Below are 14887 nucleotides of genomic sequence, written 5' to 3' on the forward strand. Positions count from 1 at the left end.
CGTATAAAATTAGAAGTTAACGTTCAAACCTAAGCTGAATACTCTTGCCACCGGATATTTGCCTCCGTCCAGCCCGTTGCCACCCACTTCAGGGTCTATTCCGCTGTATTTGGTTATCGTAAACAGGTTTTCGCCCGTTGCGTAAAAGCGCACATTGGTTCCGCTGCAACCGATGGAGGCCATCAGCGATTTAGGCAATGAGTAGCCGATGGTCAGGTTCTTCATACGGAGGTAACTGCCGTTTTCCAGAAAGAAATCGGACACAGTGGAATAGTTCTTATTCTCATCCTTCATGGCGAGGCGGGGTATGTTGGAGGATGGGTTATAGGAATAGGAGTCCAGCACGTCGGCAGACATATTGAAGCCCTGGTCCGAAGGATAGGTCATTACTTTCATCCCGTTGAATATCTTATTCCCGGCTACGCCCTGGAACTGGAATGCCACGTCGAAATTGTTCCACGATACCGAACCGTTCAGTGCAAATGTGTATTTAGGCATATAGCTGCCCATATAGACGCGGTCTTTGTCGTTGATGATACCATCGTTGTTTGTATCCTTGAACTTGATGTCGCCGGCTTTGGCGTTCGGCTGGATGCGCTGGCCGTCTTTTACATAGGCTTCCGCTTCTTCATTGGAACGGAACAAGCCGTCGGTAGGTATCAGGTAGTAAGAATACCAGGACTGCCCTACTGCCGAACGCAGCGGCATCATCGACCTGATTTCGTTTGTATGCGGGATATAATCGCGGTCGCCGAGGCTCTTCACTTCGTTTTTAAGGGTGCTGAAATTCGCTCCGATGCTATACGACACGGCTCCTGCCCGGTCGTTCCAGTTCACCCCGATTTCCCAACCCGAATTGCGGACTTTGCCTACATTGCCCAACGGGGCCGTTTCGATGCCGCCAACAGATGGCACAGTCATTTCCTCTATCAAGTCTTTGGTATCCTTGATAAAGTAATCGACTGTCAGTGCCAACTTGTCGTCCAGCAGGTTCAAATCGAAACCAAGGTCAGTTTGCTGGGATGTTTCCCATACCAGGTTAAGGTTCTGGAAAGTACGGAGACTCACCCCTTTTATCGCATTCTGACCTATATTGCCGAAATAAGTAAACCAGGGAGATGCACTCAGTTTCACATTATAGGCATACGGGCCTACAGAGGCGATGTTGCCAATCTGCCCCCAGCTTGCCCGCAGTTTGAACAGGCTGACTACAGGGAGTGCATCTTTAAAGAAGGGTTCCGACGAGATTTTCCACGCACCGGATACGGCGGGGAATACGTCCGAACGTTTAAACAGTTTGGAGGTTGCATCGTAACGCAAGCTTCCGGTCAGGAAATAACGGTCGGCAAACGAATAGGATGCACGCCCGAAAGCCGATATCTGCGACTCTTCCGTAAATAGCTCGGATGGCTTTTCCTTCGACCAGTTGGTACCGTTCACGAAGTCCTGCGCCCAATCTTCTTCGTAAAGGAAATTGTACACGGTGGTTTTGTTATCACGGTAGTTATTATATCCCATTGTATACCCTCCCATCACAGACAGCAGGTGTTTGTCTTTAAATTCGCATGAATAGGTGGCGACGGTTTCCCAGAGCCAGTTCTTTTCTATCGTATTCGCAATCGACTTGCTGTTCTGGTCGTTCGGCTTGCCTATTTCGGGCACTTTCATCGAAAACTCCTGAAACTGGTAGTGGCGCGAACCGACAGAGAAATCGGACTTGATAGTCAGCCCCGTAATCGGTTTGATTGTAAAGGTGGAGGTCGAGAAGATACGCTGGTCGGGACGGTACTGGCGAAGGCGTTCCAGTTTTGCCACCGGGTTTTGTACTTCACCGAATGTTCCGGCTACGCCAAGGTCTTTCGCCCACAGAGGAACAGTACCGCCATAGGCGTGCTTACCGCTTGAATTCATTACCGGATTTCCCTCCTTGTCGTATTCATAGACGGTTGCGGAACGGGGCATAAACATTGCCTGGGCGATTACGCCGGTATGGGAAGAGGTATTCACATCCCCCTGCCCGTTGGTATGCACGTAATTGGCACGCTGGGTAAAGGTCAGCCAGTCGTTTATCTTGAACTCGATATTCATACGGGCGCCCAACGTCTCTTTGTAGGTGTTGATAAGGATACCTTCCTGTTTGTCGTATGATACGGAAGCAAAGGCTTTCAGGTTGTCGCTACCCCCGGTAATGGATGCAGCGTAATGCTGGACACTGGAAGTGCGGAATATTTCATCCAGCCAGTCGGTACGGGTTACCTGTCCATAGGGGTATAACTTCGGGTCCAGACCGGAAGGGACAGCCATGCCACTTGCATTGGCGGCATCGGTACGGACTTTTACATAATCTTCGGCGGTAAGCATTTTCGGCAGGTTGGTGGCATTCTGGAAGCCATAATATACATTGGCATCCACTTTGGGCTTGCCGGACTGTGCCTGTTTAGTCGTAACGACGATTACGCCGCCCGAACCTACATGCGCCCCGTAGATAGCGGCAGAAGCCGCATCTTTCAGCACGGAGATAGACTCTACGTCTTCGGTATTAAAAGGTGCTCCGGGCACTCCGTCAACAATGTAAAGGACTTTATCCGACGAGCGGGAACCCTGCCCGCGGATGGTAACGGTAGGATTAGCCAGCGGGTCTCCCCCATTGTTCGAGATGGTAACACCCGGCAGTTTACCCTGAAGCAGTCCTTCCAGTCCTCCCGGACGGCTCTTTATCTCCGAATCCATTTTGATGGAAGAGACAGCCATGGAAAGGTCTTTCTTGCGGGAATCGCCATACCCGAGGACTACTACCTCATCCAGTTTCTGGGTATCTTCCCGAAGTATGATGTTGAATGTGGTTTTGTTTTTCACATGCACCGTATGGCTCAGGTAGCCGATATAGCTAATTTCCAGCACGGCATTGTCAGGAACTTCGAGGGTAAATTCCCCGTCCACACCGGTAATGACCCCGTTTGTAGTGCCTTTCTCTATTACATTAGCACCGATAACCGGTTCGCCGGCTGCATCTTTTACAATACCGGATATAGTTTTGGCATGCTGCTGTTGTCCTGTTTCTGTATTTGTTGATTTCTTCTCGGACTTGGAATAAAATACGACGATGTGGTCTTCTATCTTATATCCTATTTCCGTACCACGGAATACTTTTTCGAGGATAGTTTCAAGAGGGGCGTCTTTTACCTTAATAGATACGTTATTCACCCGCAAGGTTTCCAGCGCTATATCATATGAGAACAGAATATCGGTTTGCTTCTTTAATGAGTTTACCACATTTTTCAATGTCGCATTATTCATCGATAATTCTATATCAAACCGCTGATTTGATAAATGGGGAACAGAAGCGGCTTTACCTTCTGTGATTAGCATGCAACTCAACAAGCTTCCTACGAAAAGCCGCTTGAAAGAGAAAAAAAAGCCTATACTCTTTTCCATATTCCTTATTAATTTCTTAAGATTAACACATATACTAAACTCTCTCTTTGTTTATTGCTTAGTTATGATTGTACCGCCTATATGTGCAACACAAAAAAAGAATCAAACGATCCGTTATAATTCTCCTTATATCCATACGGACCGGGAATCGTTTTTCTTCTAATACTATTCTAATACAATCAGCAAAAAGAAACTACTTAGGAAAAGCTACATTTTTTTTATTTATATAATTTTAGGCTGTCTCACAGTTCGATTACCTCAGCAGGCAATCCGGTTATTTCAGATAATTGTTCCACGGCTTTCCGGGAACCGAGAGCCGACTTAAAAGAGAAGTTATAGCGGTTTGTTTTTAAAGAGAAGGTATCTATTTGAACCTGGATATGATATATTTCTTCGAGCTTCTTTACAATCTCGGACATGGATACATTGGAAAGGGAGACTATTCCATAACGCCAGGAAGTCAAGCTGTTTACATCGACATCTTTGATTTCCAACTGACCCGACTGTACGGAATACAGAGCCTGCTGGCCGGGAGAAAGAGTTACGGTTTCTCCTTCGTTCCCGCATTTCAGTTTAACAGAACCTGTCATTAACAGGGTTTCGCATGCTTCTCCCGGCATACGGGTATTTACACTGAAAGAGGTGCCGGTTACTATTACATCCGCCATATCCGTACGGACAATAAAAGGGTGCTCCTTATTCTCCGAAACATCAAAAAAGGCAACTCCATTCAAACGGACAATCCGTTCCCCGTTGCAAAAATATTCAGGATACTCCAGGGTACTGCTATCTGCCAGCCACACTAAGGTACCATCGGGCAATGTTACATTTAATATGGAATCCGAAGTTGTATAATTGGTATATGTATAGTATTGTTTATTCTCCGACGGGGCAGGGCTATGCAGATACCAATAAGAAGATACCGCAACCAATAAGAAGATGGCGGCGGCACATGCCCATTTCGTATATAAATGTTTTGTTTTCTTAGTCCCTTCTATTGCATTGATACGGGTATTTAGTTTTGCAAGTAAATCGGCTTTCTTCTTTTCATCATCATCCGGTACAAGGAATTTCCCTGTATGCCAGATTGCTTTCAATTTAAAAAAAGTATCCTTGTTGGCATCAGATTCGTTCAGCCAGGCTAATAGTGCCTGTTGTTCCTCTTCTGTTGCCCTATCGGATAAATATCTATAAATAATTTGCTCATTCATGCCTTCCCGCAATTATCTTTTTTATATACACTATACAATCAAATTACAGAATATACTTAACTCTACAATAAAAAAAGCAAAGACAGAACCGGTTTATAGTGTTCCAGCTTTTCCCTCAACAGCTTTAAAGCCGAATAAATATGGCTTTCAACCGTGCGCAACGATATACCGAGTTTACGGCTGATTTCCTTGCTGGGCATATCATGCAGATAACTTAGGGAAAAAACTTCCCGGCAACGGTCCGGAAGAGATTTGATAGCCATATTGATATCCGAACGTATGTCGTTGTCATACAATTTGCGAATGACGTCACAGGCATCCGGATCATAATATTTAAAGCCTATTTCCTCTATCTCCTTCTCGTAGACGGAACGGTATGTTTCCGAATATCCCCGGCGCTTGATAATATTTAATGCAGTATTATAAACAGACCTCAAGAGATACCCCCGGAGCGAAAGTGTATCATCCAGAATCTCCTTGCGTAGCCATACATTCAAAAAAACGTCCTGCACAACATCTTCCGCCTCTTCTTCTTCTTTCAATAATAGCCCCGCATACGAACGCAATACCGGATAATACAGATTGTAAAGTTCATTGAAAGCCTCTCGATCTCCGGTCCTTACTCTTTCAACTAACGACACCATGTCTTCCATTTTTCAGTGGTTTATCGGGTTACGGATTAATGCTCTGTAAAGTTATATAAAAAAAGAGCATAGTGCTGTGAAGGTATAATTAAAATCGGTATTTTTGTATTTTATTAGATTGTCATAATACATAAAACTATTAAAACGACTATGATTAACGAAGCAATCTCGTCTATTTTGCAGCAAGAAGCAGCTGCCGTACTGAATATCCCTATAACCAGTGGTTATGAAGAAGCCGTAAACCTCATCGTAAAACATGTTCATGAACTTGGCGGCAGCCTGATTACCAGCGGGATGGGCAAGGCCGGGCAGATAGCTATGAATATTGCCACGACATTCAGTTCGACAGGTACTCCGGCACATTTCCTGCATCCCAGCGAAGCACAGCATGGCGACTTGGGTATTGTACGCAAAAACGATATTATGCTTCTGATATCCAATTCCGGAAAGACGCGCGAATTAGTAGAGCTGGTAGAGCTTACACGCGGCCTGGCTCCCAATATGCCGTTTATCGTAATTACCAGCAATCCGGAAAGTCCGTTGGCTGCCGAAGCTACCATCTGCTTGCCTACCGGAGCACCAAAAGAGGTTTGCCCATTGGGATTAACACCTACCACCTCGACCACAATTATGACAGTAATCGGCGATATCCTGGTAGTAGGAACAATGAAAAAAATTAATTTCAGCAATACAGATTATGCCAAAAGGCATCACGGCGGGTATCTTGGCTCCAAAAGCCGGGAACAGAGTAAAACGGAGAACAAATAACATATACATATGAGAAAAGTAATTGGTATCGGAGAAACTATCCTTGATATCATTTTCAAAAACGGACAACCCCATACGGCTGTTCCTGGAGGTTCCGTATTCAATGGATTAATCTCTTTAGGGCGGTTAAATGTCCCTGTTTCCTTCATCAGTGAAGTAGGTAATGACCAGGTTGGCGACATCATCCTCCGGTTTATGAAAGAAAATGCCGTTTCCACAGAATATGTAGACCGTTTTCCCAACGGGAAAAGTCCGATCTCCCTTGCTTTTCTGGATGAACAGAGCAATGCCAATTACACTTTTTATAAAGACTATCCCAAACAACGGCTGGAAGTGCCTCTTCCCTCGATTAACGAAGACGATATCTTCATTTTCGGTTCCTATTATTCTCTGAACCCGGCATTACGCGAACGGATGGTTGAGTTTCTTGACTATGCACGCGACCGGAAAGCGATTATCTATTACGACCCGAATTTCCGCAAAGCACATGCACATGAAGCGATTCGCCTGATGCCTACGGTTCTCGAAAATCTGGAATATGCGGATATTGTACGCGGTTCGGAAGAGGATTTTCTAAACCTGTTCGGTAAAACGGATATGAAAGAGGTGTACACGAACCATATCAAGTTTTACTGCGACCGTTTTATAACGACACACGGCAACGACGGGGTGAACCTCTATACGCATGCTTGCCATGAACACTACGACTCCTCTCCCATTACCCCGGTCAGCACCATCGGCGCAGGTGATAATTTCAATGCAGGCGTCATCTACGGATTGTTAAAATATGATGTACGGCATAAAGACCTTTCTTCTATTGAAAATGATACGTGGGCTAATATCATCCGAAGCGGGATAGATCTCGCATCCGAGGTATGCCAAAGCTATAACAATTACATTTCTAAAGAATTTGCCTCGGGTTACAACCAACAATATTAAATATCATTAACCCGCAATAAAGTACAATATGTTTTTCATTACCTTTGTGAAGAATGAATGATGGAGCAATGATGTTAAAACAAATTCTATTTCTGTTGACAGGCTTGGTGACATTAAACGGATGCAGTTCTGGCATAACACCGAATATTTATTCACTTTGCCTCAGAGATGATATTGGAAATTATGTAATTAAATGGGAAATCGATCCGGGAATGGAAGGAACGATGATGCTGTTCGTTTCCGACAATCCGGATAATTTCAATATGTCTTCCCCTTGTGCTTACGCAGATATTGACGAGGGAGTCGTAACCTATATTACTAATGACAATATTTCCCGAAAATATTTCCTATTGTCTTTTAATGAGAAATTCAAACAAATAGTAGGAGCACGTTCTGTGTCCATGGACAGCATACAAAACTTCCGTGATATAGGAGGGTACCAATCTTCGGATAATAAGAGCGTTCGTTGGGGCAAAGTGTTCCGTTCCGGTGAATTATGTGCATTAAGCGACTTGGACACCATACGTCTTAATAATCTGGATATTAAAACGATAATCGATTTAAGAGGAGAAGATGAAATAACCTGTGCTCCCGATAAATATAAAAAAGCAAATATCATATCCATACCTATTTCAAGGCATGGGATGGATGATGTTGTCGAACGGCTTGAAGAAGATCAGATGCGGAAAGGAGATGCTCTTCTCTATATGCAGGATACGTACCTGCATTTTATAAATGAGGACCGCGAACAGTTCTCCAAAGCATTAAAAATATTTCTTGATAAAGATAACTACCCGATTGTTATCAACTGCTCCGTAGGAAAAGACCGGACAGGCTTCCTTACAGCCATGCTGCTTGCGGCACTCGATGTACCGGAAGAAACGATCCGGAAAGATTATATGGCATCCAACGATTATACCAATATTTCCCAGTTAGCTTTTATGATCCGGGATATGAGTACCAACTCGCAGGAAGCAATCACGGCTTTGGTTACAGCCAACGAAAGTTTTCTGGACATTGTATACCGGACAATCGGAAAAGAATATGGTTCAATGGATAAATTCCTGTCAAAAGGGCTGCATCTTTCGGAGAAAGAGAGAGATACATTAAAAGATATCTTATTGAATTAATACGCATCCGGATAAAATACGTATCTTTGTGCACTCTGAATATATACATATATACAATATCACATTTTGAAAACATTTGAAGAATTAGGAGTTGCCGCACCTATATTGAAGGCAATTCAAGAAATGGGCTATGAGTCGCCCATGCCTGTACAGGAGGAAGTGATTCCTTTTTTACTGGGAGAAGACAACGACGTTATTGCATTGGCTCAGACCGGTACCGGCAAAACTGCGGCATTCGGCCTCCCTATCCTGCAAAAGATTGATATAGCGACCTATCAGCCTCAAGCACTTATACTTTGTCCTACACGCGAACTTTGTTTGCAGATAGCCGACGACCTGAATGACTATTCAAAATATATCGATAACCTGAAAGTTCTTCCGGTATACGGTGGTTCCAGCATAGAAAGCCAGATTAAGACGCTTAAACGGGGAGTACACGTAGTTGTTGCCACTCCGGGACGTCTGCTCGACCTGATGAACCGCAAAACGGTAAATCTCGGCCTGATAAAGAACGTTATCATGGATGAGGCGGACGAAATGCTGAACATGGGATTCACTGATAGTATCAATGCTATTCTGGCAGAAGTTCCCGCAAACCGCAATATGTTGCTTTTCTCTGCTACAATGCCCCAGGGTATTGCCAGCATTACCAAGCAGTATATGAAAAATCCGAAAGAAATCGTTATCGGAAACAAGAACGAAGGCAACAAAAATATCCGCGATATTTATTACATGGTACGTGCACAAGACAAATACCTGGCACTTAAACGTATTGCCGACTTCTATCCGAATATTTACGGTATCATTTTCTGCCGTACCCGCAAGGAAACCCAGGAAATTGCAGACAAACTGATTCAGGACGGTTATAATGCAGACTCACTTCATGGCGAACTGAGCCAGGCACAACGTGACTACGTAATGCAAAAATTCCGTATCAAGAACCTGCAATTATTGGTTGCTACGGATGTAGCGGCACGCGGGCTGGATGTTGACGACCTGACACATGTTATCAATTATGGATTGCCGGATGAAGTCGAATCATATACACATCGCCGCGGACGTACGGGACGTGCCGGAAAGACAGGTATCTCCATTGCCATCTGCCATGTTAAGGAAAAAGGTAAAATACGTGAAATAGAACGTATTATCAATAAGAAATTTGAGAAAGGCGAAATGCCGAGCGGACAGGATATTTGCGCAAAACAGCTTTTCAACCTGGTTGACCAAATAGAGAAAGTAAAAGTCAACGAAGAAGAAATCGAGACTTTAATGCCTCAGATTTTCCGCAAACTGGAATGGTTGGACAAGGAAGATATTATCAAACGTGTTGTTTCTCTCGAGTTCAACCGTATGATTGACTATTATAAAGATGCGGACGAAATACAGTCGGTCGACGAACACAGCTCACGCAACAAAGAAATGGGAAAAGAGGGTGGACGCAGAGTCCATACGGCTGAAGAAGGATATGCCCGTTTCTTTATTAATTTCGGTAAAACAGATGGTCTTAAACCGAGCCAATTGATAGAACTGATAAACCGCTGTGTACCGGGAAAAGTCCGGATCGGAAGAATCGACCTGCGGGACAACTTCTCATTCTTTGAAGTGGAAGAAGGAGAATCTCAAAGGGTAATGAAACTTATGAACGGCTTCGAACTGGAAGGACGCCGTATCTCTGTAGAAGTGGCCCAGGGGAAAAAAGGCGATAGTAATGGCAAAAGACGCGGAGGAAACCGTAGAGAATATTCTAACGACCGCTCTTTCAATAAAAAACGTTCCGCTGCACCACGCGATTCCAGAAAGAAAAGACGTTTCTAAAAAACAAAGAATCAAATTCATAAAATTAAAGCGTACTTTTAAAATTTCGTCGGCTTCTTTTCCCCATTTGAAACCGACGAAATTTTCTTTTGAAAACCATCAAAATAAAATACCATATCCATCAAAAATAAAAACGACAGTTATAGGAAATACGTTCGATAACTATCAAAAGATTTTTTGTAAGTGTACTTTTTCGGAAATCGTGCCGTGCATTTTAAAATTCGACGGCATGAAAAAGCCAAAGATAAGTAAACAAATTATTCATTCCTCACTTCTGCATTTTATATCTCGTCAGGCCAACAAACAATCATCGGTTCACGGATCCCTCCTTCAGGTAGTCCATCAAATCCACCACGCATAAAAAGGATTAAGATAAAAATCCTCTTACCTTGACCAGCCTTATTTATTAAAGCACCAATCAAAATAAGAGGATTTCCCTGTTAGCTATTTATACCGGTTTATTCCGGGGCAAATTCATTCTCTTTCTTTGCCGGCGGATAATCCAGCGTATAATGCAAGCCGCGGCTCTCTTTACGTTCGATAGCCTGACGCATAATCAGGTAACCAACATTAATCATATTACGCAATTCACAAATTTCCTTGGAGGCAACCGAGCGCTTAAACAGGCTTTCTGTTTCTTCATAAAGAATATCCAGACGGTCCCAGGCACGTTTCAAACGCAAATCGGAGCGGACAATACCTACATATGTACTCATAATCTCGCCCACTTCCTTTACACTCTGGGTAATCAATACCATTTCTTCCAAAGAACGGGTTCCCGCATCATTCCATTCCGGTACGTTTTCCTGATAACTAAGCGAGTCGATAATGCTCAAACTATGCTTAGCCGCAGCATCCGCATAAACGACAGCTTCTATCAATGAATTGGAAGCCAAGCGGTTTCCACCATGAAGACCCGTACAAGAACATTCACCTACGGCGTATAAACGGTCTATGGAAGAACGGGCATCCAAATCCACCTTGATACCTCCGCAAAGGTAATGGGCGGCAGGAGCAACCGGTATATACTCTTTTGTTATATCTATACCCAGGCTCAGGCATTTCTCATAGATATTGGGGAAATGTTTCTTTGTTTCTTCGGGATTCTTATGTGTCACATCCAGAAATACATGGTCTTCACCGCGGTTATCCATTTCATTCTTAATAGCGCGCGCAACGATATCTCGCGGAGCCAATGAAAGACGCTTATCATATTTCTGCATAAACTCTTTGCCATCCAATGTGCGTAAAATACCTCCGTAACCACGCATCGCTTCCGTTATCAGGAAAGAAGGGCGGTCGCCCGGATGATACAATGCGGTGGGATGGAACTGCACGAACTCCATATCCTTGACTGTTCCCTTGGCACGATATACCATGGCAATACCGTCGCCCGTAGCAACCATCGGATTCGTGGTGGTCTGATAAACAGCCCCGATGCCACCGGTTGCCATCAAGGTTACTTTTGAAAGGAATGTATCTATCTTACCCGTTTTCATATCCATAATATAAGCGCCATAGCACTCTATATTCGGAGTCTGACGGGTAACTTCCATCCCCAAATGATGTTGGGTAAGGATTTCTATCGTAAAGTGATTTTCAAAGACGGTGATATTCGGATGTTGCTGGATAGCATGTATCAAACTGTCTTGTATCTCGGCACCTGTATTATCCTTATGGTGAAGAATACGGAATTCGGAATGGCCTCCTTCACGGTGCAAGTCGAAATTTCCTTTGTCATCTTTATCAAAATCGACTCCCCAGCTTATCAACTCTTTAATTTGTTGAGGGGCATCACGAACCACTTTTTCCACAGCACCACGGTCGCTCAACCGGTCGCCGGCTATCATTGTATCCTCTATATGCTTGTCAAAATTATCGGTAAGCAAATTGGTAACCGAGGCTATCCCTCCCTGAGCAAAGTAAGTATTTGCTTCTTCCAGATTGGTCTTACAAACCAATGCTACTTTTCCTTTATTGGCAACTTTAAGTGCGAAACTCATTCCTGCAATACCGGAACCTATCACTAAGAAATCGAATCTTTGTACCATCTTTCATATTGTTTATGCCGTCAAAGTTAAAAATTAACTGATATAATTGTACTCCAATAAGGCTTGTTTCCACAAAAAACCATAAAATCGGCTGTTTTCAACTGTTATATATCAATATCTTTTTCATATTTTAAACCTATTCCTATAAACATACCCGAAGGTTGTTTGTTTTATTGGGGCATTGGATATCCAGCTAATATTCACACTTAAACGTTTTAAAATATGAAATCTAAAGTATTATTTGCATTCCTGGCACTATTTCTGGCTGCCGGAGCCATGGCGCAAGATTGCACATTCTTCTTCCCGCAAACAAAAGGTTCACAACTTATAAAAAAGGGATACGATGGCAAAGGTAACCTTGTAAGCGTCATGACTTATACAGTAGACGAAGTAAACAATACCGCAAGAGGGATAGAAGTAGAAGCCGACTACATTTTCAAAAACCAGGCAGGAACTGTAATCGACAAAGGGGATCTTGACGCTTATTGCCGAAATGGAGAATTTTTTATCGACATGAAAGAAATCCAGACCAATCCGACCATGGTTTCCGATATGGAATCCAATCTTGCCGTTACAGACGATGTGATCAATTATCCAAGTGTTTCCAACAATCCTGCCGGAAATGACGATGACATGTATTTTGATGATGCACTTATTAAAATTTATTCGAAGAAAGACCGTAAAAACAGGAAAAATATTTCTATTTACGATCGTGAATATGTAAAAAGCGAACAAATCAAAACACCAGCCGGAACATTTGACTGCACAAAAGTGAAATACAAAATCAAATCCCGCTCACCGAAAGAAACAATCGAAGGGTACGGCTATGAATGGTATGCACCCAATGTGGGAGTTGTACGGAACGAACAATATAACAATAACAATGTATTGCAGTATTATAATGTACTCGAAGAGATTAAGTAAGCATTGAATATATTCCCAGAAATCGGAGAGCCGTTTTTTACCGATTTCCCAATAAATACGTTGCAGCAAATCTGTTGCAACGTATTTTCTTTTTAAGTGTTTTGACCGGCATTTATCACAAATAAAACAGGAAATGACTATCTTGCGCAAAAATTCAAAAAATGGATAGAGTTTTCAAATCGAAGGTGGGATGGTGGTACCATTTTGCGATCATTTTAGTTATCGCCGGAACAGTCAAAGTATTTTTAGGTACTAATATAGCAGGTATGATAATCATGTTACTCGTATCCATGCTGACTTTACATGTACTACTGAATACCTGGTATAAGATAACTGCAGATGGCATGTTTATCGCACATTGCAGCATTTTTCCGGAAAAACGTATTCCCATATCCGAAATCACAGAATTAGAGGCTACCGTTCTTCCGGTTTCAAGTTATGCTTTGTCACTCGACCGGATTATTATTTACAAAGGAACACTGCAATGGATGCTGGTTTCACCAGTCAATAAAAAAGAATTTGTCAAATTATTACGTAAACATAATCCGGAAATAAAAATAAAAGACCCGATGATATAATAATTAATCCCAATATAAAACTTATTTAAATCTGAGAACATGAAATACGATGTTGCCATAATCGGTGGAGGACCTGCCGGTTATACCGCTGCCGAACGAGCAGCAGCAGGAGGTTTGTCAACCCTGCTTTTTGAAAAAAACGCATTAGGTGGTGTCTGCCTGAATGAAGGTTGTGTGCCGACAAAAACATTGCTTTACTCTGCAAAAGTGTACGATACGATTAAACATGCACCCAAATATGCAGTGAAAGCAGAGAACCCCACATTCGACTTTCCTAAAATCATCGCCCGTAAAAATAAAGTGGTTAAAAAACTTACGGCAGGCATCCGCATGAAAATGACGGAACATGGTGTAGTTGTTGTCAACGGGGAGGCAGAGATAAAAGGACGTGCAGCCGATGGTACTCTTTCCATTTCTTGCGGAGAAGAAACTTATGAAGCGGCAAACCTGCTGATTTGTACAGGTTCGGAAAGTGTAATTCCTCCTATTCCCGGATTAGCGGAAACAGCCTACTGGACCAGCCGGGAAGCTTTGCTATCCAAAGAACTCCCTGCTTCACTCGTCATTATCGGCGGAGGTGTTATCGGTATGGAATTCGCTTCCTTCTTTAACAGCATGGGTACGGAAGTACATGTTGTAGAAATGCTGGATAAGATACTCGGACCGATGGACCGTGAATTGTCCGAAATGCTCCAGGCGGAATATGCCAAACGAGGGGTTAAATTCTATCTTGGCCACAAAGTAACCGGTGTACATGGCACAGAAGTATCCGTAGAAAAAGACGGGGAAACTTTCATCCTGCATGGTGAAAAGGTATTACTCAGCGTAGGACGGCGCCCTGTTACTAAAGGATTCGGTTTGGAAACCATCGCTCCGGAACCATTCCGCAATGGCATTAAAGTAAACGAATTTATGCAGACCTCCATTCCTAACGTATATGCTTGCGGAGACATTACCGCATTCTCCCTGTTGGCACATACAGCTGTGAGCGAAGCAGAAATAGCAATTAACCATATCCTGGGAAAAACAAGTGCAGGTATGAGTTATAAAGCGATCCCGGGAGTTGTATATACCAATCCTGAAATTGCCGGAGTAGGGAAGACTGAAGAAGAATTGCAAGCAGAAGGTATTCCTTATACTATTAAGAAAATACCAATGGCATTTTCCGGCAGGTTTGTAGCTGAAAATGAAATGGGTAACGGCGTATGCAAATTAATTTTAGCAGAAGATGAAACAATTATCGGAGCCCACTTATTAGGTAACCCGGCATCCGAATTAATTGTTATTGCCGGTCTTGCCATCGAAAAGGGCATGAAAGCCGACGAACTGAAAGCTATTGTATTCCCACATCCTACTGTCGGAGAAATCATAAAAGAAGCGTTGTACTAATTT

The 14887-nt window shown here is 43.1% G+C and carries 11 protein-coding genes; 7 read left to right on the top strand and 4 right to left on the bottom strand.

Annotated features, from left to right (window positions below; genetic code table 11):
- Positions 1–9: 9 nt before the first annotated feature.
- The 3 genes from ACGE0T_RS19415 to ACGE0T_RS19425 form a co-directional block, all read right to left on the bottom strand.
- Positions 10–3435: a TonB-dependent receptor gene (locus tag ACGE0T_RS19415; RefSeq protein WP_459188219.1), complete on the bottom strand. Its 3426-nt coding sequence runs from the start codon at positions 3433–3435 to the stop codon at positions 10–12.
- A gap of 242 nt (positions 3436–3677) precedes the next feature.
- On the bottom strand, positions 3678–4646 hold the full coding sequence (locus tag ACGE0T_RS19420; RefSeq protein ID WP_459188220.1) for a FecR family protein: 969 nt from the start codon (positions 4644–4646) through the stop codon (positions 3678–3680).
- A gap of 62 nt (positions 4647–4708) precedes the next feature.
- Positions 4709–5299, bottom strand: coding sequence for an RNA polymerase sigma-70 factor (locus ACGE0T_RS19425; RefSeq protein ID WP_459188221.1), 591 nt, complete (start codon positions 5297–5299; stop codon positions 4709–4711).
- Between the two features lie 141 nt (positions 5300–5440).
- Between ACGE0T_RS19425 and ACGE0T_RS19430 the strand changes: the two genes are divergently transcribed.
- The 4 genes from ACGE0T_RS19430 to ACGE0T_RS19445 all read left to right on the top strand — a co-directional run bounded on the left by ACGE0T_RS19430 (position 5441) and on the right by ACGE0T_RS19445 (position 9942).
- Positions 5441–6058 carry an SIS domain-containing protein gene (locus tag ACGE0T_RS19430; RefSeq protein ID WP_459188222.1) on the top strand — a complete coding sequence of 206 codons (618 nt, stop codon included), beginning with the start codon at positions 5441–5443 and terminating at the stop codon, positions 6056–6058.
- A gap of 9 nt (positions 6059–6067) precedes the next feature.
- On the top strand, positions 6068–6997 hold the full coding sequence (locus ACGE0T_RS19435) for a carbohydrate kinase family protein (RefSeq protein WP_459188223.1): 930 nt from the start codon (positions 6068–6070) through the stop codon (positions 6995–6997).
- 71 nt (positions 6998–7068) lie between these two features.
- A complete protein-coding gene (locus ACGE0T_RS19440) occupies positions 7069–8127 on the top strand; it encodes a tyrosine-protein phosphatase (RefSeq protein WP_459190518.1) in 1059 nt (352 codons plus the stop codon).
- 123 nt (positions 8128–8250) lie between these two features.
- Positions 8251–9942 (top strand): DEAD/DEAH box helicase, encoded by a 1692-nt coding sequence (locus ACGE0T_RS19445; RefSeq protein WP_459190519.1) that lies wholly within the window; start codon positions 8251–8253, stop codon positions 9940–9942.
- 458 nt (positions 9943–10400) lie between these two features.
- On the opposite strand, the gene nadB is transcribed toward ACGE0T_RS19445, so the two are convergent.
- The gene (gene nadB / locus ACGE0T_RS19450) at positions 10401–11993 is read right to left on the bottom strand and encodes an L-aspartate oxidase (protein ID WP_459188224.1); all 1593 of its coding nucleotides are present in this window, start codon (positions 11991–11993) and stop codon (positions 10401–10403) included.
- Between the two features lie 222 nt (positions 11994–12215).
- On the opposite strand from nadB, the gene ACGE0T_RS19455 reads away from it, so the two are divergent.
- From ACGE0T_RS19455 to lpdA, 3 genes are all read left to right on the top strand, one after another.
- Entirely contained in the window at positions 12216–12917 is a 702-nt protein-coding gene (locus ACGE0T_RS19455; RefSeq protein WP_459188225.1) for a TapB family protein, read from the top strand.
- 161 nt (positions 12918–13078) lie between these two features.
- Positions 13079–13495: a PH domain-containing protein gene (locus tag ACGE0T_RS19460; protein ID WP_459188226.1), complete on the top strand. Its 417-nt coding sequence runs from the start codon at positions 13079–13081 to the stop codon at positions 13493–13495.
- A 39-nt stretch (positions 13496–13534) separates the two neighbouring features.
- Positions 13535–14884 carry a dihydrolipoyl dehydrogenase gene (gene lpdA / locus ACGE0T_RS19465; RefSeq protein ID WP_459188227.1) on the top strand — a complete coding sequence of 450 codons (1350 nt, stop codon included), beginning with the start codon at positions 13535–13537 and terminating at the stop codon, positions 14882–14884.
- Positions 14885–14887 lie beyond the last annotated feature (3 nt).

The sequence above is a fragment of the Parabacteroides sp. APC149_11_2_Y6 genome, assembly GCF_054506995.1.

Excerpts from the sequence above, each read along its gene's own strand:
- ACGE0T_RS19415 (WP_459188219.1), bottom strand. The coding sequence starts at position 3,435 with ATGGAAAAGAGTATAGGCTTTTTTTTCTCTTTCAAGCGGCTTTTCGTA.
- ACGE0T_RS19425 (WP_459188221.1), bottom strand. The coding sequence starts at position 5,299 with ATGGAAGACATGGTGTCGTTAGTTGAAAGAGTAAGGACCGGAGATCGA.
- ACGE0T_RS19460 (WP_459188226.1), top strand. The coding sequence starts at position 13,079 with ATGGATAGAGTTTTCAAATCGAAGGTGGGATGGTGGTACCATTTTGCG.
- nadB (WP_459188224.1), bottom strand. The coding sequence starts at position 11,993 with ATGGTACAAAGATTCGATTTCTTAGTGATAGGTTCCGGTATTGCAGGA.
- ACGE0T_RS19430 (WP_459188222.1), top strand. The coding sequence starts at position 5,441 with ATGATTAACGAAGCAATCTCGTCTATTTTGCAGCAAGAAGCAGCTGCC.
- ACGE0T_RS19435 (WP_459188223.1), top strand. The coding sequence starts at position 6,068 with ATGAGAAAAGTAATTGGTATCGGAGAAACTATCCTTGATATCATTTTC.
- ACGE0T_RS19440 (WP_459190518.1), top strand. The coding sequence starts at position 7,069 with ATGTTAAAACAAATTCTATTTCTGTTGACAGGCTTGGTGACATTAAAC.
- lpdA (WP_459188227.1), top strand. The coding sequence starts at position 13,535 with ATGAAATACGATGTTGCCATAATCGGTGGAGGACCTGCCGGTTATACC.
- ACGE0T_RS19420 (WP_459188220.1), bottom strand. The coding sequence starts at position 4,646 with ATGAATGAGCAAATTATTTATAGATATTTATCCGATAGGGCAACAGAA.
- ACGE0T_RS19455 (WP_459188225.1), top strand. The coding sequence starts at position 12,216 with ATGAAATCTAAAGTATTATTTGCATTCCTGGCACTATTTCTGGCTGCC.
- ACGE0T_RS19445 (WP_459190519.1), top strand. The coding sequence starts at position 8,251 with ATGGGCTATGAGTCGCCCATGCCTGTACAGGAGGAAGTGATTCCTTTT.